The organism is Streptomyces sp. BK208 (genome assembly GCF_004364245.1).
Lineage (GTDB): Bacteria > Actinomycetota > Actinomycetes > Streptomycetales > Streptomycetaceae > Streptomyces.
Map to the genome: position 1 here is coordinate 1 of NZ_SOAV01000017.1, position 21,794 is coordinate 21,794.

Consider the following 21,794-nt stretch of genomic DNA (forward strand, 5'->3'; position numbering starts at 1 on the left):
CGGAACCGATCAGGTCGGGGTATCAACATATCTGGCGTTGACTTTTGGCACGCTGTTGAGTTCTCAAGGAACGGACGCTTCCTTTGTACTCACCCTCTCGGGCTTTCCTCCGGGCGCTTCCCTTCGGTCTTGCGTTTCCGACTCTATCAGATCCTTTTTCGATCCGATTCCCTGTCGGCGGGATTTGTCGTCGGCTTCCGGCTTTCGCTCGTCGGCCTTTCGACATTCACTACGTTAGCCGATTTCTCCGGGGACTCATAATCGAGTCCCGCGAGTTCGAATTCAGACATGCGGACATGACGAATTCGCTCCCGCTGAGGGAAGTCGTAGGTAGTGGGTTGGCCGCTTCCGGCTGCAGGCGATTGCCGTACCCGGGTCAAGCGGCTCAGGCTACATTACGCGTCGCCCAAGGGAGAGTCAACTTCGGCGCTTCCGCGGGACATGGGCCCGGTACGGGCTGACCGTCGGGTCGTCGGCGACCCAGTAGCGCCAGGGGTGGACGCCGCCCTCGCCGGCCACGCCGGTCCTCGGCCCGTTGCGCACCTGGTCACCGGGGACGGGTGTGCCGGTCAGGACGCGCAGAGGGGTGTCCTCGGAGGTGCAGGCATCCGTGCCGTTGAGGGCGCGGTCCACGCCCAGGGCGGTGGCGAGACGGGCCGGGCCCTTGGCCAGTTCCTTGTCGTTGCGGGCGGTGAGCCGTCGGGCCCGTGCCAGCTCGGCCCCCTCGACGATCTCGCCGGCGCGGAGGAGAACGGCGCTCGACCTCCCCTCGGGACCGCACACCAGGTTCATGCAGAACCACATGCCGTAGGTGAAGTAGACGTACACATGTCCGGGGGGACCGAACATCACGTCGTTGCGCGCGGTGCGGCCGCGGTAGGCGTGGGAGCCCGGGTCGTTCTGACCGTCGTAGGCCTCCACCTCCGTCAGGCGGAGGGCGATCGGGCCGTCGGGGGTGTCGCGCACCAGGATGCGGCCCAGAAGGTCGGGCGCCACCTCGAGGACGGGGCGGTCGAAGAATTCCCTGGGCAGGGGCGTACGGTCGGGGCTCGCGATCATGCCGTCCGAGCGTAACGCAGCCGCGACCGTGTGCGGGGTGGTCGGGGAGCGTCCGCCTTGCCAGGGTGTGGGGCGCGGAACCGGCCACGGTCGGATCGCGTTTGTATGGGTCGAGGATCCACACGTAAGCCTGGAGAGGGAGAGACATGGCGTTCAAGAAGCTGCTCGCGAGCCTGGGGGCCGGCGGGGCTTCGGTCGAGACCGTGCTGAGCGAGGTCAACGTCGTTCCGGGGGGTGTCGTCCAGGGCGAGGTGCGGATCCAGGGAGGGTCCGTCGACCAGGAGATCGAGGGGCTGTCGGTCGGCCTCCAGGCCAAGGTCGAGGTGGAGAGCGGCGACCAGGAGTACAAGCAGGACATCGAGTTCACCAAGGTGAGGCTCGGCGGCGCCTTCGGACTGAAGGCCGGTGCGGTGCACGCGGTGCCGTTCGGGCTCGAGATCCCGTGGGAGACGCCGGTCACCATGATCGACGGGCAGTCCCTGCGGGGGATGAACATCGGGGTCACCACGGAGCTGGAGATCGCGCGTGCCGTGGACTCCGGTGACCTGGACCCGATCAACGTGCACCCGCTGCCGGCGCAGAAGGCGATCCTGGACGCCTTCATCCAGCTGGGCTTCCGCTTCAAGAGCGCGGACATGGAGCGCGGCCACATCCGGGGCACGCGGCAGCAGCTGCCCTTCTACCAGGAGATCGAGTTCTTCCCGCCGCAGCAGTACCGCGGGCTGAACCAGGTCGAGCTGAGCTTCGTCGCCGACGCCCAGGCCATGGACGTCGTGCTGGAGATGGACAAGAAGCCCGGTCTGTTCAGCGAGGGCAGCGACACGTTCCGCTCGTTCAAGGTGGGGCTGAACGACTACCAGGGCACCGACTGGACGGCGTACCTCAACCAGTGGCTGTCGGAGGTCGGCAGCAAGCGCAACTGGTTCTGAGGGATCGGGCGGGCGAACCCGTAGGCTCGGTCGTCTCTGCACCAGAACATCAGGAGGTACCGAGGTGACCGAGCTGAAGCGGCGTCCGCTCCCCCATGACTTCCACCCGCCCGTGCCGTCGTTCACCGTCACGAGTGACGACGTTACGGAGGGCGGGACACTCAAGGACGATCAGGTCCACGCCGCCGGGAACACCTCTCCGCACCTGCGGTGGGAGGGCTTCCCCGCCGGGACCAAGAGCTTCGCCGTGACGTGCTACGACCCGGACGCCCCGACGGGCAGCGGGTTCTGGCACTGGGTGGTGTTCGACATCCCGGCCTCGGTGACCGAGCTGCCGGTGGGTGCCGGCAGCGGCTCGTTCGAGGGGCTGCCCCAGGGTGCCGTACAGGCGCGCAACGACTACGGCGACAAGGAGTTCGGCGGTGCCGCGCCGCCCGCCGGGGACGGGCCGCACCGCTACGTGTTCACGGTGTACGCCGTGGACCAGGAGAAGCTGGGGCCGGACGCGGACGGCACTCCCGCCTTCGTCGGCTTCAACCTGCGCTTCCACACCCTCGCGCGTGCCCAGCTCATCGCTGAGTACGAGGTGCCCGCGGAAGGCTGAGCCTTCGAGCGTTCACGGAACGTTTGCCCGCCCCTGGTCTTGGAATGGATCAGGGGCGGGCATTTTTGTCTCCGGGGGTGGCGAGGGGGTTTCCCTCGTGGGAGTGGCGGATATTGCGTTGTCCAACCCGGCGTGCCCGGCCAGAGTTGTTCCAGCCCGCCAGGGGGTGGGCCGGTGCGCACGGGAGGTGGGCTGGTATGCGGGACACGCTGGTGCTGAACGCGAGCTTCGAGCCGCTGTCGACGGTGACGTTGAATCGAGCCGTCGTTCTGGTGCTCCAGGACAAGGCCGTCGTCGAACAGGCCCACCCCTCGCTGCGGATGCGCGGAGCCGCGCTCGACATACCCGCGCCGCGGGTGATCAGGCTGTGCCAGTACGTACGGGTGCCGTTCCGAAGACGCGCTCCCTGGTCCAGGCGGGGCGTGCTGGTACGGGACCGGCACCGGTGCGCGTACTGCGGACGGCGGGCGACGACCGTGGACCACGTGGTGCCGCGGTCGCACGGCGGGCAGGACACGTGGCTGAACACGGTGGCCTCGTGCGCGGAGGACAATCACCGCAAGGCGAACCGGACGCCTGAGCAGGCGGGGATGCCGCTGCTGCGCGAGCCGTTCGAGCCGACGCCCGCCGATGCGATGCTGCTGGCGCTGGCCCGGGACGACTTCGCCGCGCTGCCGGAGTGGTTGGTGCTGGACGCGGCGTGAGTCTGCGCCGTGGGGGTTGATGTGCGTTGCCGACTGCCGGTGCGTCGTGGTTGACCGCGCAGCCCCCGCGCCCCTGAGGGCGTGGGGGCTGCCGGGCGCTCACCGGAACCGTCAGTCGATCGTCGGCTTCTCGCGGCGTTCCTGGGCCGGGACGCTTGCGCCGCCGTTGCCGCTTCCGCTGCCCGAACCGCCGCCCAGCCCGCCGAAGTTACCCATGGCGCCGGAGAGGCCCTTGAGGGCGTCGCCGATTTCGCTGGGGACGATCCAGAGCTTGTTGGCGTCGCCCTCGGCGATCTTCGGGAGCATCTGGAGGTACTGGTAGGAAAGCAGCTTCTGGTCCGGGTCGCCAGCGTGGATGGCCTCGAAGACGGTACGGACGGCCTGGGCCTCGCCCTCGGCGCGGAGGGCTGCGGCCTTGGCCTCACCTTCGGCGCGCAGGATCTGGGACTGCTTCTCGCCCTCGGCGCGCAGGATCTCGGACTGCCGGACACCTTCGGCCTGGAGGATGGCGGCGCGCTTGTCGCGGTCGGCGCGCATCTGCTTCTCCATCGAGTCCTGGATGGAGGTGGGCGGTTCGATGGCCTTGAGCTCGACGCGGTTGACGCGGATGCCCCACTTGCCGGTGGCCTCGTCGAGGACGCCGCGCAGGGCCGCGTTGATCTCCTCGCGGGAGGTCAGGGTCCGCTCCAGGTCCATGCCGCCGATGATGTTGCGCAGGGTGGTGACGGTGAGCTGCTCGATCGCCTGGATGTAGCTGGCGACCTCGTAGGTCGCGGCGCGGGCGTCGGTCACCTGGTAGTAGATGACGGTGTCGATGTTGACGACCAGGTTGTCCTGGGTGATGACCGGCTGGGGCGGGAAGGGGACGACCTGTTCGCGCAGGTCGATGCGGTTGCGGATGGTGTCGATGAACGGGACCACGATGTTGAGGCCCGCGTTGAGGGTCCGCGTGTAGCGGCCGAAGCGCTCGACGATGGCGGCGCTGGCCTGTGGGATGACCTGGATGGTCTTGATCAGGGCGATGAAGACCAACACCACCAGGATGATCAGGACGATGATGACCGGTTCCATCGTGGGTGTCCGTCCCCTTCTCCGCCTCGGCGCTCCGGCAGATCCCGTTGACCTGTCTGGCCCTGACTACTGCTGATCTTACGGCTGTTGAGGATCTTGCTGGTCGAGTCTGACAGACCGTCGCACGCCTCGGGGGGTGTTCGGGCCAGTTGCGGCACGGCGGGGGTCACATGATGACGGCCGTGGCCCCGTCGATCTCGACGACGTCGACCTCCTCGCCGGGCTCGAAGGCGCGTCCGGTGTCCAGGGCGCGCGCCGACCAGATCTCCCCGGCGAGTTTGATCCGGCCGCCTGAGCCGTCGACCCGCTCCGTGACGACGGCCTGCCTGCCCTTCAGGGCGTCCACTCCCGTGGCCAGTTGGGGCTGTTGGGCGCGGTGCCGGGCGGCGACGGGCCGTACGACGGCGATGAGGGCGACCGAGACGATGACGAAGACGATGACCTGGACCACGATGCCCGCGCCCAGCCCGGAGGCGACGGCGGCGGCCACCGCGCCGACGGCGAACATCCCGAACTCCGGCATCGCGGTCACGACGAGCGGAATGCCGAGTGCCGCCGCGGCTACGAGCCACCACACCCATGAGTCGATGTCGTTCACGCTGTCATGGTAGGTCCGGTGGTGACGCCGGGGACAGGGCGCACGGGGGGCGGGTCAGGACAGCGGGAGGCCCTTCGCGGTCCACCGGTCCCCGGACTGCTCGACGACGAGCGGGAGTCCGAAGCACAGGGACAGGTTGCGGGAGGTCAGTTCGAGCTCCAGCGGGCCGGCGGCCAGGACCTTGCCCTGACGGATCATCAGGACGTGGGTGAAGCCCGGGGCGATCTCCTCGACGTGGTGGGTCACCATGATCATGGAGGGCGCGATGGGGTCGCGGGCGAGCCGGCCGAGGCGTCGGACGAGGTCCTCGCGGCCGCCGAGGTCGAGGCCGGCGGCCGGCTCGTCGAGGAGGAGCAGCTCGGGGTCGGTCATCAGGGCGCGGGCGATCAGCGTGCGCTTGCGCTCGCCCTCGGAGAGGGTGCCGAACCTGCGGTCCAGGTACTCGGTCATGCCGAGACGGTCGAGGAAGGCGCGGGCCCGCTGTTCGTCGATGTCCTCGTACTCCTCCTGCCATCCGGCGGTCATGCCGTACGCGGCGGTCAGCACGGTCTGCAGGACGGTCTGGCGCCTGGGCAGCTTGTCGGCCATGGCGATGCCGGCCATGCCGATGCGCGGGCGCAGCTCGAAGACGTCGGTGCCGGGCTTGCCGAGCGTCTCGCCGAGGATGGTGGCGGTGCCGTTGCTCGGGTAGAGGTAGCTGGACGCGACATTGAGGAGGGTGGTCTTGCCGGCGCCGTTCGGACCGAGGATGACCCAGCGCTCGCCCTCCTTCACCGACCAGGAGACCTGGTCCACCAGAGCCCGGCCCTCACGGACCACGGATACGTCCTGAAGCTCCAGAACATCGCTCATGAGCGCGTTGTCTCCCCTTGCATTGTGGCCGGTCTCGGCTGTCGCGTACACCTGTGCTCGGGCCGCGGCGCCGGTGGGCGCAGGCCCCTCCAGGAAATCTACGCCACCGGTCGGCCGCACCGTTCCATCGGTCCGGTCCTTAGGGTGGGGGCATGCTCTCGGAACCACGTGCTGGGCGCCTTGCCGCCTGGGGAAATGCCCTGATTGCCCAAAAGGTCTCGCCGGACGACGCCGTGGTCGCGATCGTCGGCGAGGACGCGGTGCACCGGGTGGAGGGGCTGCCGGGCGAGGACGCGCCGGTCGGTCTCACCCTGGCGCTGGGGCGGCTGCGGACGCTCGGCGCGAGCGGGCTGCGGATCGCGCTGCCCGCGCCGGGGCATCCGCTGGGGCTGAGCGGGCCGCCGGAGTTCAACGCGCGCGCGTTGGAGGCCGAGGAGGCGGTGATCTGCGAGGGGGCCGCGCTGGGGCTGGTGCCGGAGGTCTACGAGGCGGGCCCCGAGGGTGACGTGCACGTCGAGGTCGTGTGGCACTGTCTGCCGGTGCGGGAGGCGCCGCCGGCGGACGTGCCCTCGCTCGGGGAGGCCGAGCGGGAGCTGGCGGAGGCGCTGCGGGACGCGACGGAGGCGCTGACGCGGCTGGACGTCGCCGGGTCGGGGCCGGTGGCGGAGGCGGCGGTCGCGGCGTACCGGGCCCGGGCGGAGCGGGGGCGGGAGGTGCTGGCGCCGGGGTATCCGCCGCGGGCGGTGCGGGTGCTGGAGTTGGCGCAGCGGGTGGGGATGCTGGTGTCGCTGGCGTCCGGGAACGGGCACGGGGGTGCGGTGAGCGCGTCGGAGATGGCGGCGCGGGGGGACGCCCTGCGGCCGGTGGAGCGGGTGGCCCGGCGGGCGCAGGTCGCGGCGTACAACTCCGTCGTGGTGGAGCGGGGGATGCGGTGAGGGGGCCTTGGCCCGGCGGGGCCCGACGTGGGTGCGGGCCTGGGGCGGGGCGCGCGGCTCGGCGCTGACGAGGTGCCGCGGTGCCCACCCGTGCCGCCCCGGCGGCACGACTGCCCACTGCTGGGGGCATCGGGCCGGTTGATGCCGATGCGGCCTCCCAGAAGCTCCGGGAGGCCGCAGGCATCGTGTGCGCGGGGATCAGTGGTTGACGCCCAGGTTGCCGAAGGCCGGGTTGAGGACGCCGATGACGTTGACGCTGTTGCCGACGGCGTTGACCGGGATGTGGATCGGCGCCTGGACCAGGTTGCCGGAGGCGACGCCCGGGGAGCCGACGGCCTTGCCGTGGGCGTGGGCGCCGCCGTCGGTGGCGGAGGCCATGCCCGCACCGGCGGCGATCAGACCGCCGGCCACCATCGTCACGGCCGCTGCCTTCTTCAGGTTCTTCACTTGCGTGCCCTCCTTGCGAACGCCGCGGCAGTCGCCGCGGCACGCACTGGAGAACGGCCGGGCTCGTCGAAGGATGCGCCATTCGGGGGACATTCCCACGACGGTATGAATCTCCGACCGGAGGGGAACCCTCCGCCGCGGCCCCGCGTACAGGGCGGCCGGTCGCGGTCAGCCGCTCACTCCATGGCGTACGGCCCACAGGGCGGCCTGGGTGCGGTCCGCCAGGTCGAGTTTCATCAGGATGTTCGAGACGTGGGTCTTCACGGTCTTCTCGGACAGCACCAGCGCGCGGGCGATCTCCCGGTTGGAGCGGCCGTCCGCGATCAGGCCCAGCACCTCGCGCTCCCGCTCGGTGAGGGACCCCGCCCTGCCCGGCCCCGTGCTGCTCGTCTCCTGGCTCAGGAGGGCGCCCGCGACCTCGGGCTGGAGCAGGATGTGGCCGGCGTGGACGGAGCGGATGGCGCCGGCCAGCGCGTCGGGGTCGACGTCCTTGTAGACGTAGCCGGCGGCGCCCGCCCGCAGGGCCGGGACGACGGTGCGCTGCTCGGTGAAGCTGGTGACGACCAGCACGCGCGCGTGGTTGTCCAGCTCGCGGAGTCTGCGCAGCGCGTCGACGCCGTCCATGCCCGGCATCTTGACGTCCATGAGGATCACGTCGGGTTTCAGCTCCTGGGCGCGGTCGACGCCCTCGGCGCCGTCCGCGGCCTCGCCGACCACCTCGATGTCGTCCTGCACCTCCAGGAAGGTGCGCAGACCCCGACGGACCACTTGGTGGTCGTCGACGAGGAGCACCTTGATCGCTTCAGCCACCGGGAACCTCCATCTCGATCGTGGTGCCCTCGCCGGGCGCGGACCGCACGGTCAGCCTGCCGCCGGTGCCGCCGGCCCGGTCGCGCATGGAGACCAGGCCCAGGTGGCGGCCGGCGCGGCGGACCGTGCGCGGGTCGAAGCCGCTGCCGTCGTCGGTGACCCGCAGGACGGTGCCGGTGCCCCGCCGGTGCAGGGTGACCTCGACGTGTTCGGCCCCTGAGTGGCGCAGGGCGTTGTGCAGTGCCTCCTGGGCCACGCGCAGCATCGCCTCCTCCTGGGCGGCCGGCAGCGCCTTGACGCCGTGGCCCGCGAAGGTCACGCGCGCGGCGTGGGCGCGGTCCAGGACCTGGATCTGGGTGCGCAGGGTGGCGACCAGGCCGTCCTCCTCCAGGGCGGCGGGGCGCAGCTCGACGACGGCGGCGCGCAGTTCGTCGGCGGCCTCCGCGGCGAGCGTGGCGACCTGGTGCAGCTCGTCCTTGGCCCGCCCGGGGTCCCGGTCGACCAGGGCGGTGGCGGCCTGGGCGGTCAGGCGCAGCGAGAACAGCTTCTGGCTCACCGCGTCGTGCAGCTCGTGGGCGAGGCGGGAGCGCTCCTCGGCGATGGTCAGCTCGCGGCTGCGCTCGTACAGGCGCGCGTTGGTGAGGGCGATCGCGGCGTGCTGGGCGAGGATGCCGAGCAGTTCCTCGTCGTCCCGTGTGAAGCCGCAGCCGCCCTCGGGCTTCGCGCACGAGGAGCTCGGGGGGTGTCCCTCCGCGGGGCGCAGCTTGTTGGCCAGGAAGAGGGCGCCGAGCACCTCGTCACCGTCGCGGATCGGCAGGCCGAGGAAGTCGACCAGGTCGGGGTGGGCGGAGGGCCAGCCCCCGAAGCGGGGGTCCTTGCGGACGTCGCCGAGGCGCTCGGGGGTGGCCTCGTGGAGCATCGCGGCGAGGATGCCGTGCTGGCGCGGCAGAGGGCCGATGGCCTTCCACTGCTCGTCGCTGACGCCGTCGACCACGAACTGGGCGAAGCCGCCGTGGTCGTCGGGGACGCCGAGGGCGGCGTACTGCGCGTCGAGCAGTTCGCGGGCCGAGGCGACGATCGTCTTGAGGACGTCGCGCACCTCGAGATGCCTGCTCATGGCCAGCAGCGCGGAACTCACCGCGGTGAGGCCGGACCGGGGGCCGTGACTCATGTCCTCACGGTACCCGCGGGGGGTGGGGGCGGGATCGGCCCGGTGACGGGCGTCGCCTAGGGCGGTGGGACTAGGTCCGGGGTCCCGTCCGACGGGTCTAGGGCGAAGGGACCTGCCCGGCTCGGGCCCTCGCCGGAGGTGGCCGGCGCGGCCGGATTCCTAGGTTGGGGATCACGCCGGCCGGACGGACGGCGGGGACGACGAAGGGGACGTGAGTCATGCCGGTCGCGATCATCACGGGGGCGTCCAGGGGACTGGGCCGGGCGCTCGCCGAGGCCCTGGCGGCACGGGGCTGGGACCTGGTGCTGGACGCCAGGAATTCCGAGGTCCTGAAGGAGGCGGCGGGCGCGCTGGCGCCGTACGGCACGCGCGTGACGGCGCTGCCCGGCGACGTCACCGACTCCTGGCACCGGACGGCGCTGGTGACGGAGGCCGCGCGGCTGGGCGGCGTGGACCTGCTGGTCAGCAACGCGAGCGCGCTGGGCGCCGAGCCGCTGGTGCGGCTGGCGGAGCTGTCCCTGGACGGGCTGCGCCGGGCCCTGGAGGTGAACGTGGTGGCCGCTCTGGGCCTGGTCAAGGAGGCGCTGCCGCAGCTGCGCGCGGCTCCCGCGGGCGCGGTGGTGACGGTCAGCTCGGACGCGGCCGCCGAGGCGTACGGGACGTGGGGCGGCTACGGGGCGTCCAAGGCGGCCCTGGACCAGCTGGCGGCGGTACTGGGCGTGGAGGAACCGGGGCTGCGGGTGTGGGCGGTCGATCCGGGGGACATGGCCACGGATCTGTACGCCGCGGCCGTACCGGACGACGACGATTCGCGGCCGGATCCGAGGAGCGTCGTACCGGCGCTGCTGCGGCTGCTGGACGAGCGGCCGGCGAGCGGGCGCTACGGGGCCCCGGCGCTGCTGGAGACACGCTGATGGCCTCGGTGGCGGTGAGGGTCCCGCGGGAGTTGTCGGCCCGGGTGCCGGTCGAGCAGCGGGAGCCGGGACGGGACCGGGACGGCGTACGGCTGCTGGTGTCGCGCGGGACCGAGGTGTCGCACCACGCGTTCGGGGAGCTGCCGGGGCTGCTGCGGGCCGGTGATCTGCTGGTGGTCAACACCTCGCCCACGCTGGCCGCCGCCGTGGACGGGCGGATCGGGCACACGCGCGTGGTGGTGCACTTCTCCACCCGGGGGGACGACGGCCGGTGGGCGGTGGAGCTGCGGGAGCCCGACGGCAGGGGCACTACGCGCGCGCGTGCGGGGGAAGGGGGACACGGGGCGCCCGCTCCGGGTCCTGCGGCGGCCGGTGGTCCGGCGGGGACGAGGGTACGGCTGCCGGGCGGTGCGCGGCTGGTCCTTGAGGAGCCGCTGAGCGCGCGCGGGGAGCGGTTGTGGTGGGCGCGGGTGTCGCGGGCGGAGGTGCCGGGGCTGCTGCGGGAGTACGGGCGGCCCATTCGTTACTCCTACACGGAGCGGGACCAGCCGCTGTCGGTCTACCAGACGGTGTTCGCGCTGCCGTCCGGGGACGGGGCGGGCAGTGCGGAGATGCCCAGCGCGGCGCGGCCCTTCACGGCGCGGCTGGTGGCGGAGCTGGTGAGCCGCGGGGTGCAGTTCGCGCCGGTGACCCTGCACACGGGGGTGGCCTCGGCGGAGTCGCACGAGCCGCCGTATCCGGAGCGGTTCGCCGTGCCGGAGGCGTCGGCGCGGCTGATCAACGCCGCGCGCGCGGGTGACGGGCGGGTGGTGGCGGTGGGGACGACGGCCGTGCGGGCGGTGGAGTCGGCGGCCGGTGCCGACGGGGTGGTGCGGGCGCGGGCCGGGTGGACCGGTCTGGTGGTGACGCCGGAGCGGGGGGTGCGGGTGGTGGAGGGGCTGCTGACGGGGCTGCACGAGCCCGAGGCCTCGCATCTGCTGATGCTGGAGGCGGTGGCGGGGCGGGCGGCGATCGACCGCGGGTACGAGGCGGCGGTGCGGGGGCGCTACCTGTGGCACGAGTTCGGGGACGTCCACCTCCTCCTGCCGTAGGAGGGCGGCGCGGACTCACTCACACTTCGCATTGCGACAGCAACTATCGGTGAGAAAGGAGGGGGGCCGGTGTGAGCCCCCGCATAGGGCCCACGTCACGTACGAAGGGGAGTAGGAGAACGACTCGTCCGTTTTGAGCGGGGCAGATGTCCAATCTGCCCCGCTTTGCCGTTCCCTGATCCACTACCTCGGATCGTACGTCACACCTTTGCCTCTCGATTTTGCGGTCGCTAAGAATTGCTCTCGTCGCTCAGCGCCGTGGGTTCTCCCCCGCGGCGTTTGTGCCGGAAGCACCCACTGTCCCCACCGGACGAGAGCGACCTCCGCGCTATTCGAAGAGGTCTATCCCGCCATGCTGAAGAACATCCTTACCCGTGGTCGCAGTCGCACCCTGAACCGCACGCACAAGGTCGCGATCGCCGGTGTCGGCACGCTCGGCGCCGCCGCCGTCGCCCTCACCGCCGTCCCGGCCAGCGGTCAGGCGACGACCACGAGCGAGGCCGCTCCGACGGCCAAGGTGGCGTACAGCACCAAGCAGATCCAGGACGTGCACGCCGGTGTCACCGGCCAGCTCGCCGGCGCCAGCCAGAAGGTCGCCGCCATCGAGGCCAAGAAGGAGGCGGCCGCCAAGAAGGCGACCGCCGAGAAGAAGGCCGCAGCCAAGAAGGCCGCCGCCAAGCGCTCGGCCAAGGAGAGCACCAGCCGCTCCGCCCAGCGCACCGAGGTCAAGAAGGCCGCCAAGTCCTACCCGGACAACCTGGACGGCTGGATCCGCGAGGCCCGGGCCATCCTGGCCAAGCACGACATCCCCGGGACCTACGACGGCATCCACCGCAACATCATGCGGGAGTCGTCCGGCAACCCGAAGGCCATCAACGACTGGGACATCAACGCCATCAACGGCATCCCGTCGAAGGGCCTGCTCCAGGTCATCCCGCCGACGTTCAAGGCGTACCACGTGCCCGGTACCTCCTGGAACATCTACGACCCGGTCGCCAACATCGCCGCCGCGTGCAACTACGCCGCGGACAAGTACGGCACCATGGACAACGTCGACAGCGCGTACTGAGGTCGGCGCGGACCTCCTCGCGACGTCGCCGACGCCGGACCGTACGCCGAAGGGCGGCACCCTCCTGACGGGGTGCCGCCCTTCGGGGCGTTCGGGCGGGCCTTCTGGGTCCGCCGGACCGCGGTCTACTTGCGCATGACCTCGGGCTCGTGCCGGCGCAGGAAGCGGGCGACGAAGAAGCCGCAGATCACGCCGAGCACGATCAGCGCGGCCATGTCCAGGCCCCAGGCGCCCACGGTGTGCTCCCACAGCGGGTCGGCCTCGGCGCCCTTCTCGGGCGGGCTGATCTTGTTGAAGTCCAGCGTGGCACCGGCGGCGGCGACCGCCCAGCGCGAGGGCATCAGGTACGAGAACTGGTTGACGCCCACCGCGTCGTTCAGGGCGAAGAGGCAGCCGGTGAAGACGACCTGGATGATCGCGAACATCACCAGCAGCGGCATGGTCTTCTCGGCGGTCTTCACCAGCGAGGAGATGACCAGGCCGAACATCATCGCGGTGAAGCCCAGCGCCATGATCGGCAGCGACAGCTCGACCAGCGTCGCGCCGCCCAGGACCAGCCCCTCGTCGGGGATCTCGCGGGTGGCGAAGCCGATCACACCGACCAGCAGACCCTGGAACACCGTGATCAGGCCGAGCACGAAGACCTTGGACATCAGGTACGCGGACCGGGACAGGCCGGTGGCGCGTTCCCGTTCGTAGATCACCCGTTCCTTGATCAGCTCACGGACCGAGTTCGCGGCGCCGGCGAAGCAGGCGCCGACCGCGAGGATCAGCAGGACCGTGGTCGCGGTGCCGTTCGGGATGATCCGGCCGGTCTGCGGGTTCGCCGGGTTGGGCAGCAGGCCCTTGTCGGCGTCGATGAGCAGGCTCACCGCGCCCAGTACGGCCGGCAGGATCACCATCAGGGCCAGGAAGCCCTTGTCGGAGGCGATCACCGACACGTAGCGCCGCACGAGGGTGACGAACTGCGACATCCAGCCCTGCGGCTTCGGCGGCTTCATCGCCTGCATCGGCGGTACCTGTACGGACTGCGGCGCGACGGCGTCGAGGTCCGCGGCGTACATCTGGTAGTGCTGCGAGCCCTTCCAGCGGCCCGCCCAGTCGTAGTCGCGGTAGTTCTCGAAGGCGGAGAACACGTCGGCCCAGGTGTCGTACCCGAAGAAGTTCAGCGCCTCCTCGGGCGGGCCGAAGTAGGCCACGGAACCGCCGGGCGCCATCACCAGCAGTTTGTCGCAGGTCGCCAGCTCGGCCACCGAGTGGGTGACGACGAGGACGGTGCGGCCGTCGTCGGCGAGGCCGCGCAGCAGCTGCATGACGTCACGGTCCATGCCCGGGTCGAGGCCGGAGGTCGGCTCGTCCAGGAAGATCAGCGACGGCTTGGTGAGCAGCTCCAGGGCGACGGACACGCGCTTGCGCTGACCGCCGGACAGGGACGTGACCTTCTTGTCCTTGTGGATGTCGAGCTTGAGCTCGCGCAGCACCTCGTCTATGCGGGCGTTGCGCTCGGCGCCGGTGGTGTCGGCCGGGAAGCGCAGCTTCGCCGCGTACTTCAGGGCCTTCTTGACGGTCAGCTCCTTGTGCAGGATGTCGTCCTGCGGGACCAGACCGATGCGCTGGCGCAGCTCGGCGAACTGCTTGTACAGGTTCCGGTTGTCGTAGAGGACCTCGCCCTGGTCGGCGGGCCGGTACCCGGTGAGCGCCTTGAGCAGGGTCGACTTGCCGGATCCCGACGGTCCGATGACCGCGATCAGCGACTTCTCGGGGACGCCGAAGGACACGTCCTTGAGGATCTGCTTGCCGCCGTCGACCGTGACGGTCAGGTGCCGGGCGGAGAAGGAGACCTCACCGGTGTCGACGAACTCCTCGAGGCGGTCGCCGACGATCCGGAACGTCGAGTGGCCGACACCGACGATGTCGGCCGGGCCGAGCAGCTGGGAGCCGCCCTTGGCGATCGGCTGGCCGTTGACGTACGTGCCGTTGTGCGAGCCCAGGTCGCGGATCTCCAGGCGGCCGTCGGGCGTCGCGTGGAACTCGGCGTGGTTGCGGGAGACCTGCAGGTCCGAGACGACCAGGTCGTTCTCCAGGGCACGGCCGATACGCATCACACGGCCGAGCGAGAACTGGTGGAACGTGGTCGGGCTGCGGTCCCCGTGGGCCGGTGGCGCCCCCGCCGCGCCGCCGGGTCCCTGCTGCTGGGGGAAGTGCGGCGCGGCCTGCTGGGGCTGCGGCGCCTGCTGGGGCGCCTGCCAGCCGGCCGGCTGCCCCTGGTGCGGCTGCTGCGGATGCCCGTGCTGCGGGGTCTGCTGGGGCTGCGCCTGCTGCTGGAACGGCTCCTGCGCGGGCGGCGCCTGCTGCGCCCAGCCCGCGTGCGCGCCCTGCGCGGCGTACGGCTGCTGCGGCTGGGCCTGCGGCGCGCCGGCCGGGGCCTGGGCGCCGGACAGGCTCACCCGCGGTCCGTCGGTCGCGTTGCCCAGGTTCAGTACGGTGCCGGCGCCGAGCTCCACCTGCTGGATCCGCTGCCCGTGCACGAACGTGCCGTTGGTGCTGCCGTGGTCCTCGACCACCCACCTGCGTCCGTCGAAACTGATCGTGGCATGCCGCCAGGAGACCCTGGCGTCGTCAAAAACAAGCTCCCCCTGTGGATCGCGTCCCAGCGCGTATGACCGGGACGGGTCGAGCGTCCAGGTCCGTCCATTGGATTCCAGTACGAGTTCCGGCACTCCAGCCCCACTGAGTTGTCCCCCGATGTGCTCCCGTCGCGGGGAGTCTAGGGATGTCGAACATCGGGGGGAACTATTTCAGGCTCGGGGCCCTGACCGAAAGTCGGGCCTTGTGAAGAGTGCGTAGGCGACCGTCCGCCGTCCCCCTCGACGGGGTCGGAGCCCGCCCGGCCGGTGAGACTCTCGTCCCTCTGACCCCGTCCCCTGCCTTCTGCCCCCCTGTCCGCCAGGCGGACCTCGGGGGCGGACGGCACCGGGTGCCGGATACGGTGGGCACACCATGAGCGCTTCGCAGACCTCTGACGTTCCCACGCTTCTCGTCAAGATCTTCGGCAAGGACCGGCCCGGCATCACGGCCGGCCTGTTCGACACCCTCGCCGCCTACTCCGTCGACGTCGTCGACATCGAGCAGGTCGTCACCCGTGGCCGTATCGTGCTGTGCGCGCTGGTGACCGAGCCGCCCCGTGGGCTGGAGGGCGACCTGCGGGCCACCGTCCACAGCTGGGCGGAGTCGCTGAAGCTGCAGGCGGAGATCATCTCCGGTATCGGCGACAACCGCCCGCGCGGGCTCGGGCGCTCCCTGGTCACGGTGCTGGGGCACCCGCTCACCGCGGAGGCTGCCGCCGCCATAGCGGCCCGGATCACCGAATCGGGCAGCAACATCGACCGTATCTTCCGGCTGGCCAAGTACCCGGTGACCGCCGTCGAGTTCGCGGTGTCCGGTGTGGAGACCGAGCCGCTGCGCACCGCGCTGGCCACCGAGGCCGCCGCGCTCGGCGTGGACATCGCGGTCGTCGCCGCGGGGCTGCACCGCCGGGCGCAGCGCCTGGTCGTGATGGACGTGGACTCCACGCTCATCCAGGACGAGGTCATCGAACTGTTCGCGGCGCACGCCGGCTGCGAGGACAAGGTCGCCGAGGTCACGGCTGCCGCCATGCGCGGGGAGCTGGACTTCGAGCAGTCGCTGCACGCGCGCGTGGCCCTGCTGGAGGGGCTGGACGCCTCCGTGGTGGACAAGGTGCGCGCCGAGGTGCGGCTGACGCCGGGTGCCCGCACCCTGATCCGCACGCTGAAACGGCTCGGCTACCAGGTGGGGGTCGTCTCCGGCGGCTTCACCCAGGTCACCGACGCCTTGCGGGAACAGCTGGGGCTCGACTTCGCGCAGGCCAACACGCTGGAGATCGTCGACGGCAGGCTGACCGGACGGGTCACCGGGGAGATCGTGGACCGTGCGGGCAAGGCCCGGCTGCTGCGCCGGTTCGCCGCCGAGGCGGGAGTCCCGCTGTCGCAGACCGTGGCGATCGGTGACGGCGCCAACGACCTGGACATGCTGAACGCGGCCGGCCTGGGCGTCGCCTTCAACGCCAAGCCGGTGGTCCGCGAGGCCGCGCACACCGCGGTGAACGTGCCCTTCCTCGACACGGTGCTGTATCTGCTGGGCATCACCCGCGAGGAGGTCGAGGCCGCGGACACGCTGGTCGAGGGGCCCGGCGAGGACCTCGACCCGGCCGCCGACCGGCACTGACCCGGCCGGCGAAGGGGCGGCGCGGCCCCGGCACGACGAAGGCCCGGACACGAGGGTGCCGGGCCCTGTCGCGTACGCGGGTGGGGCGGATCAGTCGGTCGGCGCCCAGTAGTCGACCAGGGCGGCCCGGCCGGGCTCCACGTCCTTCCAGGAACCCGTGAAGGTCAGGACGGCGAAGGCGGCGGTCGGGAAGCCCCGTCGCTTGATCCGCTGACGGACCTCGTCCTCGGCCGAGCCGGCCAGGATCTCGGTCAGCGCCTCCATGCCGGGGTTGTGGCCGATCACCAGCACGTTCCGCAGGTCGTCGGGGGTCTCGTTGAGCACGGCGATCAGCTCGCCGGGCGAGGCCTCGTAGATCCGCTCCTCATAGACGGTTTTCGGCCGGTGCGGGAACTCCTGTACGGCGAGCTTCCAGGTCTCCCGGGTCCTGGCCGAGGTGGAGCACAGGGCCTGGTCGAAGGGCACACCGGTGTCCGCCAGCCGACGCCCGGCCTCCGCGGCGTCCATGCGCCCCCGGTCGGCGAGCGGCCGCTCGTGGTCGCTCACCTGTGGCCAGTCGGCTTTCGCATGCCGGAAGAGAACAATCCTGCGGAGTTCTGCGACGCTCATGTCATCCAGCTTCGCATGAAACAGGCCACGGGGCTCTGGGAGTTGACATGCGGCTTCAGCGCGGGACGCGCGCCCGGGCCGGTGGCGGCTCCGGCGGGCACTCAACGCCTGGTGAGCTGCTCCATCCGTTCCAGCAGCTGGGCGATCGCGGGCTGCTCCGCGGCGGCGTGGGCGTCGGCGGGATTCAGGAGCAGCAGGAGCAGTGCGACGAAGGCGAACACGGGCAGGGCGAGGGCCCACCAGGGCAGCCGGATGTCGACGCCGCCCCGGGTCGCCTGGGGAGGCCGGGTGTACGTAGGGGCCGACATGAGTGCCTCCGCTGGTCTTCGGGCTTCCCTGGTCCGTGCTCGCTGGCCCGCGTGGCGCGGGCACATCTCGAAGTTACGGATTCCACGGGGCCCAACCCATCCGGAGATCCACCCACTTGACCCTGACCCTCACCCCCTAGGGGACCGGGGGTTACCCCCACCCTCCACCGGCGGGGGGCGGGGTCACGGCGAGGCGATCGTCGCGATGACGCCGATGATCACGAAGATCGCGAGGAACGAGCCGAAGACGATCAGCATCTTCTTCTGGCCGTGCTGGGGGTTCGGGTCGAGGACTGGCATACGGCAAGTCTCGCATCCCCCGCGCGGGCCGCTCCCGGCGGGACCGGTGGCCCGCGGCCGGCACATCGGCCGACCGGGGCCGCCCGCAGGGGTCAGCGGGCCGCCTCGTCCTCCACGGTGCGGTCGCGTCCCGCCAGGACGCCCACCACGATCTGCGGCACCATCAGCGCGCTCATCAGCGCGATCGGCAGCCCCCAGCCGCCGCTGTGCTGGTAGAGCACGCCCACCAGCAGCGGCCCCGGGATGGAGATCAGGTAGCCGGTGCTCTGGGCAAAGGCGGACAGCTGGGCGACGCCCGCTCCCGTCCTGGCCCGCATCCCGACCATGGTCAGCGCGAGCGGGAAGGCGCAGTTGGAGACGCCGAGCAGCAGGGCCCAGGCCCAGGCACCGCCGACCGGGGCAAAGTACAGACCGGCGTATCCGGCGAGTCCGCACAGGCCGAGGACCAGCACGATGGGGCCCTGGTGGGGCAGGCGGCTCGCCACCCGCGGGATCACGAAGGCGAGCGGCACGCCCATCACCATGATGACGGCGAGCAGCAGCCCGGCGGTGCCGGCGGACACACCCGAGTCGCGGAAGATCTGCGCCATCCACCCCATCGTGATGTAGGCGGCGGTGGCCTGGAGGCCGAAGAAGACGGCGAGCGCCCAGGCCGTACGGCTGCGGGTGATCCGCAGCGGGGGCTGCTGCGCGGGCCTCTCGCCGTCCCGTCCCCCGGAGGCCGCGGACGGCGTCGCGGCGGGCGCCGGCTCCCTGCGGTTCCGTACGAAGGGGATCCACGGCAGGACGGCAAGGGCCGGCAGTACGGCCCAGACCGCGAGACCCGGCTGCCAGTGGCCGCCCAGCGCGTCCGTCACGGGCACCGTCGCCGCGGCGGCCACGGAGGTGCCGAAGGCGAGGGCCATCGAGTACAGGCCGGTCATGGAGCCGACCCGGTCGGGGAAGTAGCGCTTGACGATGACCGGCATGAGGACGTTGCTGACCGCGATGCCCATCAGCGCCAGGGCGGTGGCGGCCAGGAAGCCGCCCGTGCCGCCGGCGTACGGGCGTATCACCAGGCCCGCGGTGATGGCGACCATGCCGGCGCAGACCACCGCGCCGGGCCCGAAGCGGCGGGCCAGCCGGGGGGCGGTGACCCCGAAGACGGCGAAGCAGAGCGGGGGCACGGAGGTGAGGAGTCCGGCGACGCTGCCGCTCATGCCGAGTCCGTCGCGGACCTCCTCCAGGAGCGCCCCCAGGCTCGTGATGGCCGGGCGCAGGTTGAGCGCGGCCAGGACGATGCCGAGGATGAGCAGCCGGGTCGTCCACGCACGCGTGGTGGCCGTCTCGGCGGGTACCTCGCGCACACCGCGCTCCGCGCGCGCGTCACCGCCTGTCTCGGCACGCACGTGCGCGTCGGTCTGCACACGTGTCTCGGCACGCGTCTGCGCACGTGTCTCCGTCCGGGTTTCGTCACTAGCCATGAGACCCATCATAGAATCATGGGATGATTGGTCGTCCAGTCGTGTGCGAAGGTGAGCCATGCCACTGAGTCATCCCCGTCGTTCGGCACTGTCCGAACAGGTCATCGCGGCGCTGCGGCAGCAGATCGCCTCGGGCGAGTGGCCGGTCGGCTCCCGCATCCCCACGGAGCCCGAACTGGTCGAACAGCTCGGCGTCGCCCGGAACACGGTCCGGGAGGCGGTCCGCGCGCTCGCGCACAACGGTCTGCTGGACATCCGCCAGGGATCGGGCACGTACGTCGTGGCGACCAGCGAGCTGGCGGGCGTCATGCAGCGCCGCTTCGCCGACGCCGAGCCCCGGCACATCGCCGAGCTGCGCTCCACCCTGGAGTCGGCCGCGGCGCGACTGGCCGCCGAGCGGCGCACGGAGAAGGACCTCAAGCAGATCGACGGCCTGCTTCAGCGCCGCGAGGAGGCGTGGGAGTCGGGCGACGCGGAGACCTTCGTGGCGGCGGACGCCACCTTCCACCTGGCGGTCGTGGCGGCCTCGCACAACGACGTGATGACCGCGATGTACGCCGACCTGAGCGAGGTGCTGCGGGACTGGCTGCGCGGCGACGTCGGCGAGGGCATGTCGGCGGCGACGCACATGGACCACGGCCGGCTGGTGGACGCGATCCGCGCGGGCGACGCGGCGACGGCGGCCGACGAGGCCGGCGCCTACCCCTTCATGTGCCGTCCGGCCCTCTTCGATCCGCCCTCGGACGACTGAGCCGGGCCGTCAGCCCCCCTGCCCGGCGCCGCCGTGGCGCCCGAGCCGACGACGCGAGGGCCCGCGTCCCGTACGACGGGATGCGGGCCCTCGGCCATGAAGTGCCGTCCGGATCAGGCGCCGATGGCGTGCAGTCCGCCGTCGACGTGGACGATCTCGCCCGTCGTCTTCGGGAACCAGTCGCTCAGCAGCGCGACGACGCCGCGGCCGGCCGGCTCCGGGTCCTTCAGGTCCCACTCCAGCGGGGAGCGGGTGTCCCACACGGCGGCGAGGTCGCTGAAGCCCGGGATGGACTTGGCGGCCATGGACCCGAGCGGGCCCGCCGAGACCAGGTTGCAGCGGATGTTCTGCTTGCCCAGGTCGCGGGCCATGTAGCGGCTGGTGGCCTCCAGGGCGGCCTTGGCCGGGCCCATCCAGTCGTACTGCGGCCAGGCGAACTGCGCGTCGAAGGTGAGGCCGACGACCGAACCGCCGTTCTGCATGAGCGGCAGGCAGGCCATGGTCAGCGACTTCAGGGAGTACGCGGAGACGTGCATGGCGGTGGCGACCGACTCGAACGGCGTGTTCAGGAAGTTGCCGCCGAGCGCGTCCTGCGGGGCGAAGCCGATGGAGTGCACGACGCCGTCGAGGCCGCCCAGCTCCTCGCCCACGATGTCGGCCAGTCGCCCGAGGTGCTCGTCGTTGGTGACGTCCAGCTCGATGACCTTGGCGGGCTTCGGCAGCTTCTTGGCGATGCGCTCGGTCAGGGTGGGCCGAGGGAACGCGGTGAGGATGACCTCGGCGCCCTGCTCCTGGGCCAGCTTCGCGGCGTGGAAGGCGATGGAGGACTCCGTCAGCACGCCCGTGATCAGGACGCGCTTGCCCTCGAGAATTCCGCTCATGGTGTTCAGTGACCCATTCCCAGTCCGCCGTCAACGGGGATGACGGCTCCAGTGATGTACGAGGCGTCGTCCGAGGCGAGGAACCGCACCGTCGCGGCGATCTCCTCCGGCCGCGCGTACCGTCCCAGCGGCACCTGCGACACGATGCCCGCCCGCTGCTCGTCGGTGAGCACCTTGGTCATGTCGGTGTCGACGAAGCCGGGCGCGACGACGTTGAAGGTGATGTTGCGCGACCCCAGCTCACGGGCGAGGGAACGCGCGAAGCCGACCAGACCGGCCTTGGAGGCGGCGTAGTTCGCCTGCCCCGCGGAGCCGAGGAGCCCGACCACCGACGAGATGAGGACGACGCGGCCCTTCTTGGCGCGCAGCATGGCGCGGTTGGCGCGCTTGACGACGCGGAAGGTGCCGGTGAGGTTCGTCTCGACGACGGAGGTGAAGTCCTCCTCCGACATGCGCATCAGGAGCTGGTCCTTGGTGACGCCGGCGTTGGCGATCAAAACCTCGACGGGACCGTGTGTCTCCTCGATCTCCTTGTAGGCCTGCTCCACCTGCTCGGTGTCGGTGATGTCGCACTTGACGGCCAGGAAGCCCTCCGGCGGCTCACCCGAGCGGTACGTGATCGCGACCTTGTCGCCGGCGTCGGCGAAAGCGCGGGCGATGGCGAGGCCGATGCCCCGGTTTCCTCCGGTGACGAGAACCGAGCGGCTCAACGGATCACCCTTTCCCTAGCGGTCGTCCCCCCGTCCGGTCACCCGTGCGGCGGGCGGCGGGAGCAGGCGGCTTCCTCGAAAATCTATCGGTCCCCGGCCGCGCGCAGAGACTCGGGCACCCACAGTGGCTTACGGGGCTGTCTGTCGGGTCCCTACAGAACCGGTCCCGGCCACGGTGGGAAAGGTGTGGCCGCGGGACCCCCGACGCGACATGATGCGGCGCAGCCCCCGGAGTCGCGGCAGACGACCGGTCACGTCGACAGAAAGAGACGC

General features: G+C 71.2%; 23 protein-coding genes. 9 read left to right on the top strand and 14 right to left on the bottom strand.

Going from position 1 to position 21,794, the window contains the following annotated elements; all coding sequences use genetic code 11:
* Positions 1-417: 417 nt before the first annotated feature.
* Complete coding sequence (locus tag EV562_RS32090; protein ID WP_133890385.1) at positions 418-1,059, bottom strand: DNA-3-methyladenine glycosylase; 642 nt, start codon at positions 1,057-1,059, stop codon at positions 418-420.
* A 146-nt stretch (positions 1,060-1,205) separates the two neighbouring features.
* Between EV562_RS32090 and EV562_RS32095 the strand changes: the two genes are divergently transcribed.
* The 3 genes from EV562_RS32095 to EV562_RS32105 all read left to right on the top strand — a co-directional run bounded on the left by EV562_RS32095 (position 1,206) and on the right by EV562_RS32105 (position 3,296).
* Complete coding sequence (locus tag EV562_RS32095) at positions 1,206-1,988, top strand: sporulation protein (RefSeq protein ID WP_133890386.1); 783 nt, start codon at positions 1,206-1,208, stop codon at positions 1,986-1,988.
* 64 nt (positions 1,989-2,052) lie between these two features.
* Positions 2,053-2,592 (top strand): YbhB/YbcL family Raf kinase inhibitor-like protein, encoded by a 540-nt coding sequence (locus EV562_RS32100; protein WP_133890387.1) that lies wholly within the window; start codon positions 2,053-2,055, stop codon positions 2,590-2,592.
* A gap of 197 nt (positions 2,593-2,789) precedes the next feature.
* Complete coding sequence (locus tag EV562_RS32105) at positions 2,790-3,296, top strand: HNH endonuclease (protein ID WP_007388340.1); 507 nt, start codon at positions 2,790-2,792, stop codon at positions 3,294-3,296.
* A 111-nt stretch (positions 3,297-3,407) separates the two neighbouring features.
* Here EV562_RS32105 and EV562_RS32110 read toward each other — a convergent pair whose 3' ends face one another.
* The 3 genes from EV562_RS32110 to EV562_RS32120 all read right to left on the bottom strand — a co-directional run bounded on the left by EV562_RS32110 (position 3,408) and on the right by EV562_RS32120 (position 5,817).
* Positions 3,408-4,367 (bottom strand): SPFH domain-containing protein, encoded by a 960-nt coding sequence (locus tag EV562_RS32110; protein WP_133890388.1) that lies wholly within the window; start codon positions 4,365-4,367, stop codon positions 3,408-3,410.
* Positions 4,368-4,533: 166 nt separating this feature from the next.
* Positions 4,534-4,965: an NfeD family protein gene (locus EV562_RS32115; protein ID WP_133890389.1), complete on the bottom strand. Its 432-nt coding sequence runs from the start codon at positions 4,963-4,965 to the stop codon at positions 4,534-4,536.
* A 54-nt stretch (positions 4,966-5,019) separates the two neighbouring features.
* Positions 5,020-5,817 carry an ABC transporter ATP-binding protein gene (locus EV562_RS32120; protein WP_133890390.1) on the bottom strand — a complete coding sequence of 266 codons (798 nt, stop codon included), beginning with the start codon at positions 5,815-5,817 and terminating at the stop codon, positions 5,020-5,022.
* 152 nt (positions 5,818-5,969) lie between these two features.
* On the opposite strand from EV562_RS32120, the gene EV562_RS32125 reads away from it, so the two are divergent.
* Positions 5,970-6,752, top strand: coding sequence for a hypothetical protein (locus tag EV562_RS32125; protein WP_133890391.1), 783 nt, complete (start codon positions 5,970-5,972; stop codon positions 6,750-6,752).
* A 198-nt stretch (positions 6,753-6,950) separates the two neighbouring features.
* Here EV562_RS32125 and chpE read toward each other — a convergent pair whose 3' ends face one another.
* From chpE to EV562_RS32140, 3 genes are all read right to left on the bottom strand, one after another.
* Positions 6,951-7,199 carry a chaplin ChpE gene (gene chpE / locus EV562_RS32130; RefSeq protein ID WP_003977022.1) on the bottom strand — a complete coding sequence of 83 codons (249 nt, stop codon included), beginning with the start codon at positions 7,197-7,199 and terminating at the stop codon, positions 6,951-6,953.
* Between the two features lie 168 nt (positions 7,200-7,367).
* Positions 7,368-8,009, bottom strand: a complete 642-nt coding sequence (locus EV562_RS32135) for a response regulator transcription factor (RefSeq protein ID WP_133890392.1) — start codon at positions 8,007-8,009, stop codon at positions 7,368-7,370.
* On the bottom strand, positions 8,002-9,180 hold the full coding sequence (locus tag EV562_RS32140) for a GAF domain-containing sensor histidine kinase (protein WP_133890393.1): 1,179 nt from the start codon (positions 9,178-9,180) through the stop codon (positions 8,002-8,004). Before EV562_RS32140 ends, EV562_RS32135 begins: the two co-directional genes overlap by 8 nt.
* 218 nt (positions 9,181-9,398) lie before the next feature.
* On the opposite strand from EV562_RS32140, the gene EV562_RS32145 reads away from it, so the two are divergent.
* From EV562_RS32145 to EV562_RS32155, 3 genes are all read left to right on the top strand, one after another.
* The gene (locus EV562_RS32145; RefSeq protein WP_133890394.1) at positions 9,399-10,094 is read left to right on the top strand and encodes an SDR family oxidoreductase; all 696 of its coding nucleotides are present in this window, start codon (positions 9,399-9,401) and stop codon (positions 10,092-10,094) included.
* Positions 10,094-11,185, top strand: coding sequence for an S-adenosylmethionine:tRNA ribosyltransferase-isomerase (locus EV562_RS32150; RefSeq protein WP_133890395.1), 1,092 nt, complete (start codon positions 10,094-10,096; stop codon positions 11,183-11,185). The genes EV562_RS32145 and EV562_RS32150 overlap by 1 nt, the downstream gene beginning before the upstream one ends.
* 352 nt (positions 11,186-11,537) lie before the next feature.
* A complete protein-coding gene (locus tag EV562_RS32155) occupies positions 11,538-12,254 on the top strand; it encodes a transglycosylase SLT domain-containing protein (protein WP_133890396.1) in 717 nt (238 codons plus the stop codon).
* A 125-nt stretch (positions 12,255-12,379) separates the two neighbouring features.
* Here the strand turns inward: EV562_RS32155 and EV562_RS32160 are convergent, their stop codons facing one another.
* On the bottom strand, positions 12,380-14,974 hold the full coding sequence (locus EV562_RS32160; RefSeq protein ID WP_166662104.1) for an FHA domain-containing protein: 2,595 nt from the start codon (positions 14,972-14,974) through the stop codon (positions 12,380-12,382).
* A gap of 280 nt (positions 14,975-15,254) precedes the next feature.
* Between EV562_RS32160 and serB the strand changes: the two genes are divergently transcribed.
* A complete protein-coding gene (gene serB / locus EV562_RS32165; protein ID WP_133890398.1) occupies positions 15,255-16,499 on the top strand; it encodes a phosphoserine phosphatase SerB in 1,245 nt (414 codons plus the stop codon).
* A 90-nt stretch (positions 16,500-16,589) separates the two neighbouring features.
* On the opposite strand, the gene EV562_RS32170 is transcribed toward serB, so the two are convergent.
* The 4 genes from EV562_RS32170 to EV562_RS32185 form a co-directional block, all read right to left on the bottom strand.
* Positions 16,590-17,108, bottom strand: coding sequence for a histidine phosphatase family protein (locus EV562_RS32170; RefSeq protein WP_133890399.1), 519 nt, complete (start codon positions 17,106-17,108; stop codon positions 16,590-16,592).
* 101 nt (positions 17,109-17,209) lie between these two features.
* A complete protein-coding gene (locus EV562_RS32175; protein WP_133890400.1) occupies positions 17,210-17,416 on the bottom strand; it encodes a hypothetical protein in 207 nt (68 codons plus the stop codon).
* A 183-nt stretch (positions 17,417-17,599) separates the two neighbouring features.
* Entirely contained in the window at positions 17,600-17,716 is a 117-nt protein-coding gene (locus EV562_RS35925; protein ID WP_037836969.1) for an SGM_5486 family transporter-associated protein, read from the bottom strand.
* A 92-nt stretch (positions 17,717-17,808) separates the two neighbouring features.
* The gene (locus tag EV562_RS32185; RefSeq protein ID WP_208298471.1) at positions 17,809-19,191 is read right to left on the bottom strand and encodes a CynX/NimT family MFS transporter; all 1,383 of its coding nucleotides are present in this window, start codon (positions 19,189-19,191) and stop codon (positions 17,809-17,811) included.
* 46 nt (positions 19,192-19,237) lie between these two features.
* Here EV562_RS32185 and EV562_RS32190 point away from each other — a divergent pair, with 46 nt between their 5' ends.
* Positions 19,238-19,930 carry an FCD domain-containing protein gene (locus EV562_RS32190; RefSeq protein WP_133890401.1) on the top strand — a complete coding sequence of 231 codons (693 nt, stop codon included), beginning with the start codon at positions 19,238-19,240 and terminating at the stop codon, positions 19,928-19,930.
* A 113-nt stretch (positions 19,931-20,043) separates the two neighbouring features.
* On the opposite strand, the gene fabI is transcribed toward EV562_RS32190, so the two are convergent.
* Both fabI and fabG read right to left on the bottom strand, forming a co-directional pair.
* Positions 20,044-20,811 (bottom strand): enoyl-ACP reductase FabI, encoded by a 768-nt coding sequence (fabI, locus tag EV562_RS32195; RefSeq protein WP_133890402.1) that lies wholly within the window; start codon positions 20,809-20,811, stop codon positions 20,044-20,046.
* 5 nt (positions 20,812-20,816) lie between these two features.
* Positions 20,817-21,521, bottom strand: coding sequence for a 3-oxoacyl-[acyl-carrier-protein] reductase (gene fabG, locus EV562_RS32200; protein WP_133890403.1), 705 nt, complete (start codon positions 21,519-21,521; stop codon positions 20,817-20,819).
* Between the last annotated feature and the right edge of the window lie 273 nt (positions 21,522-21,794).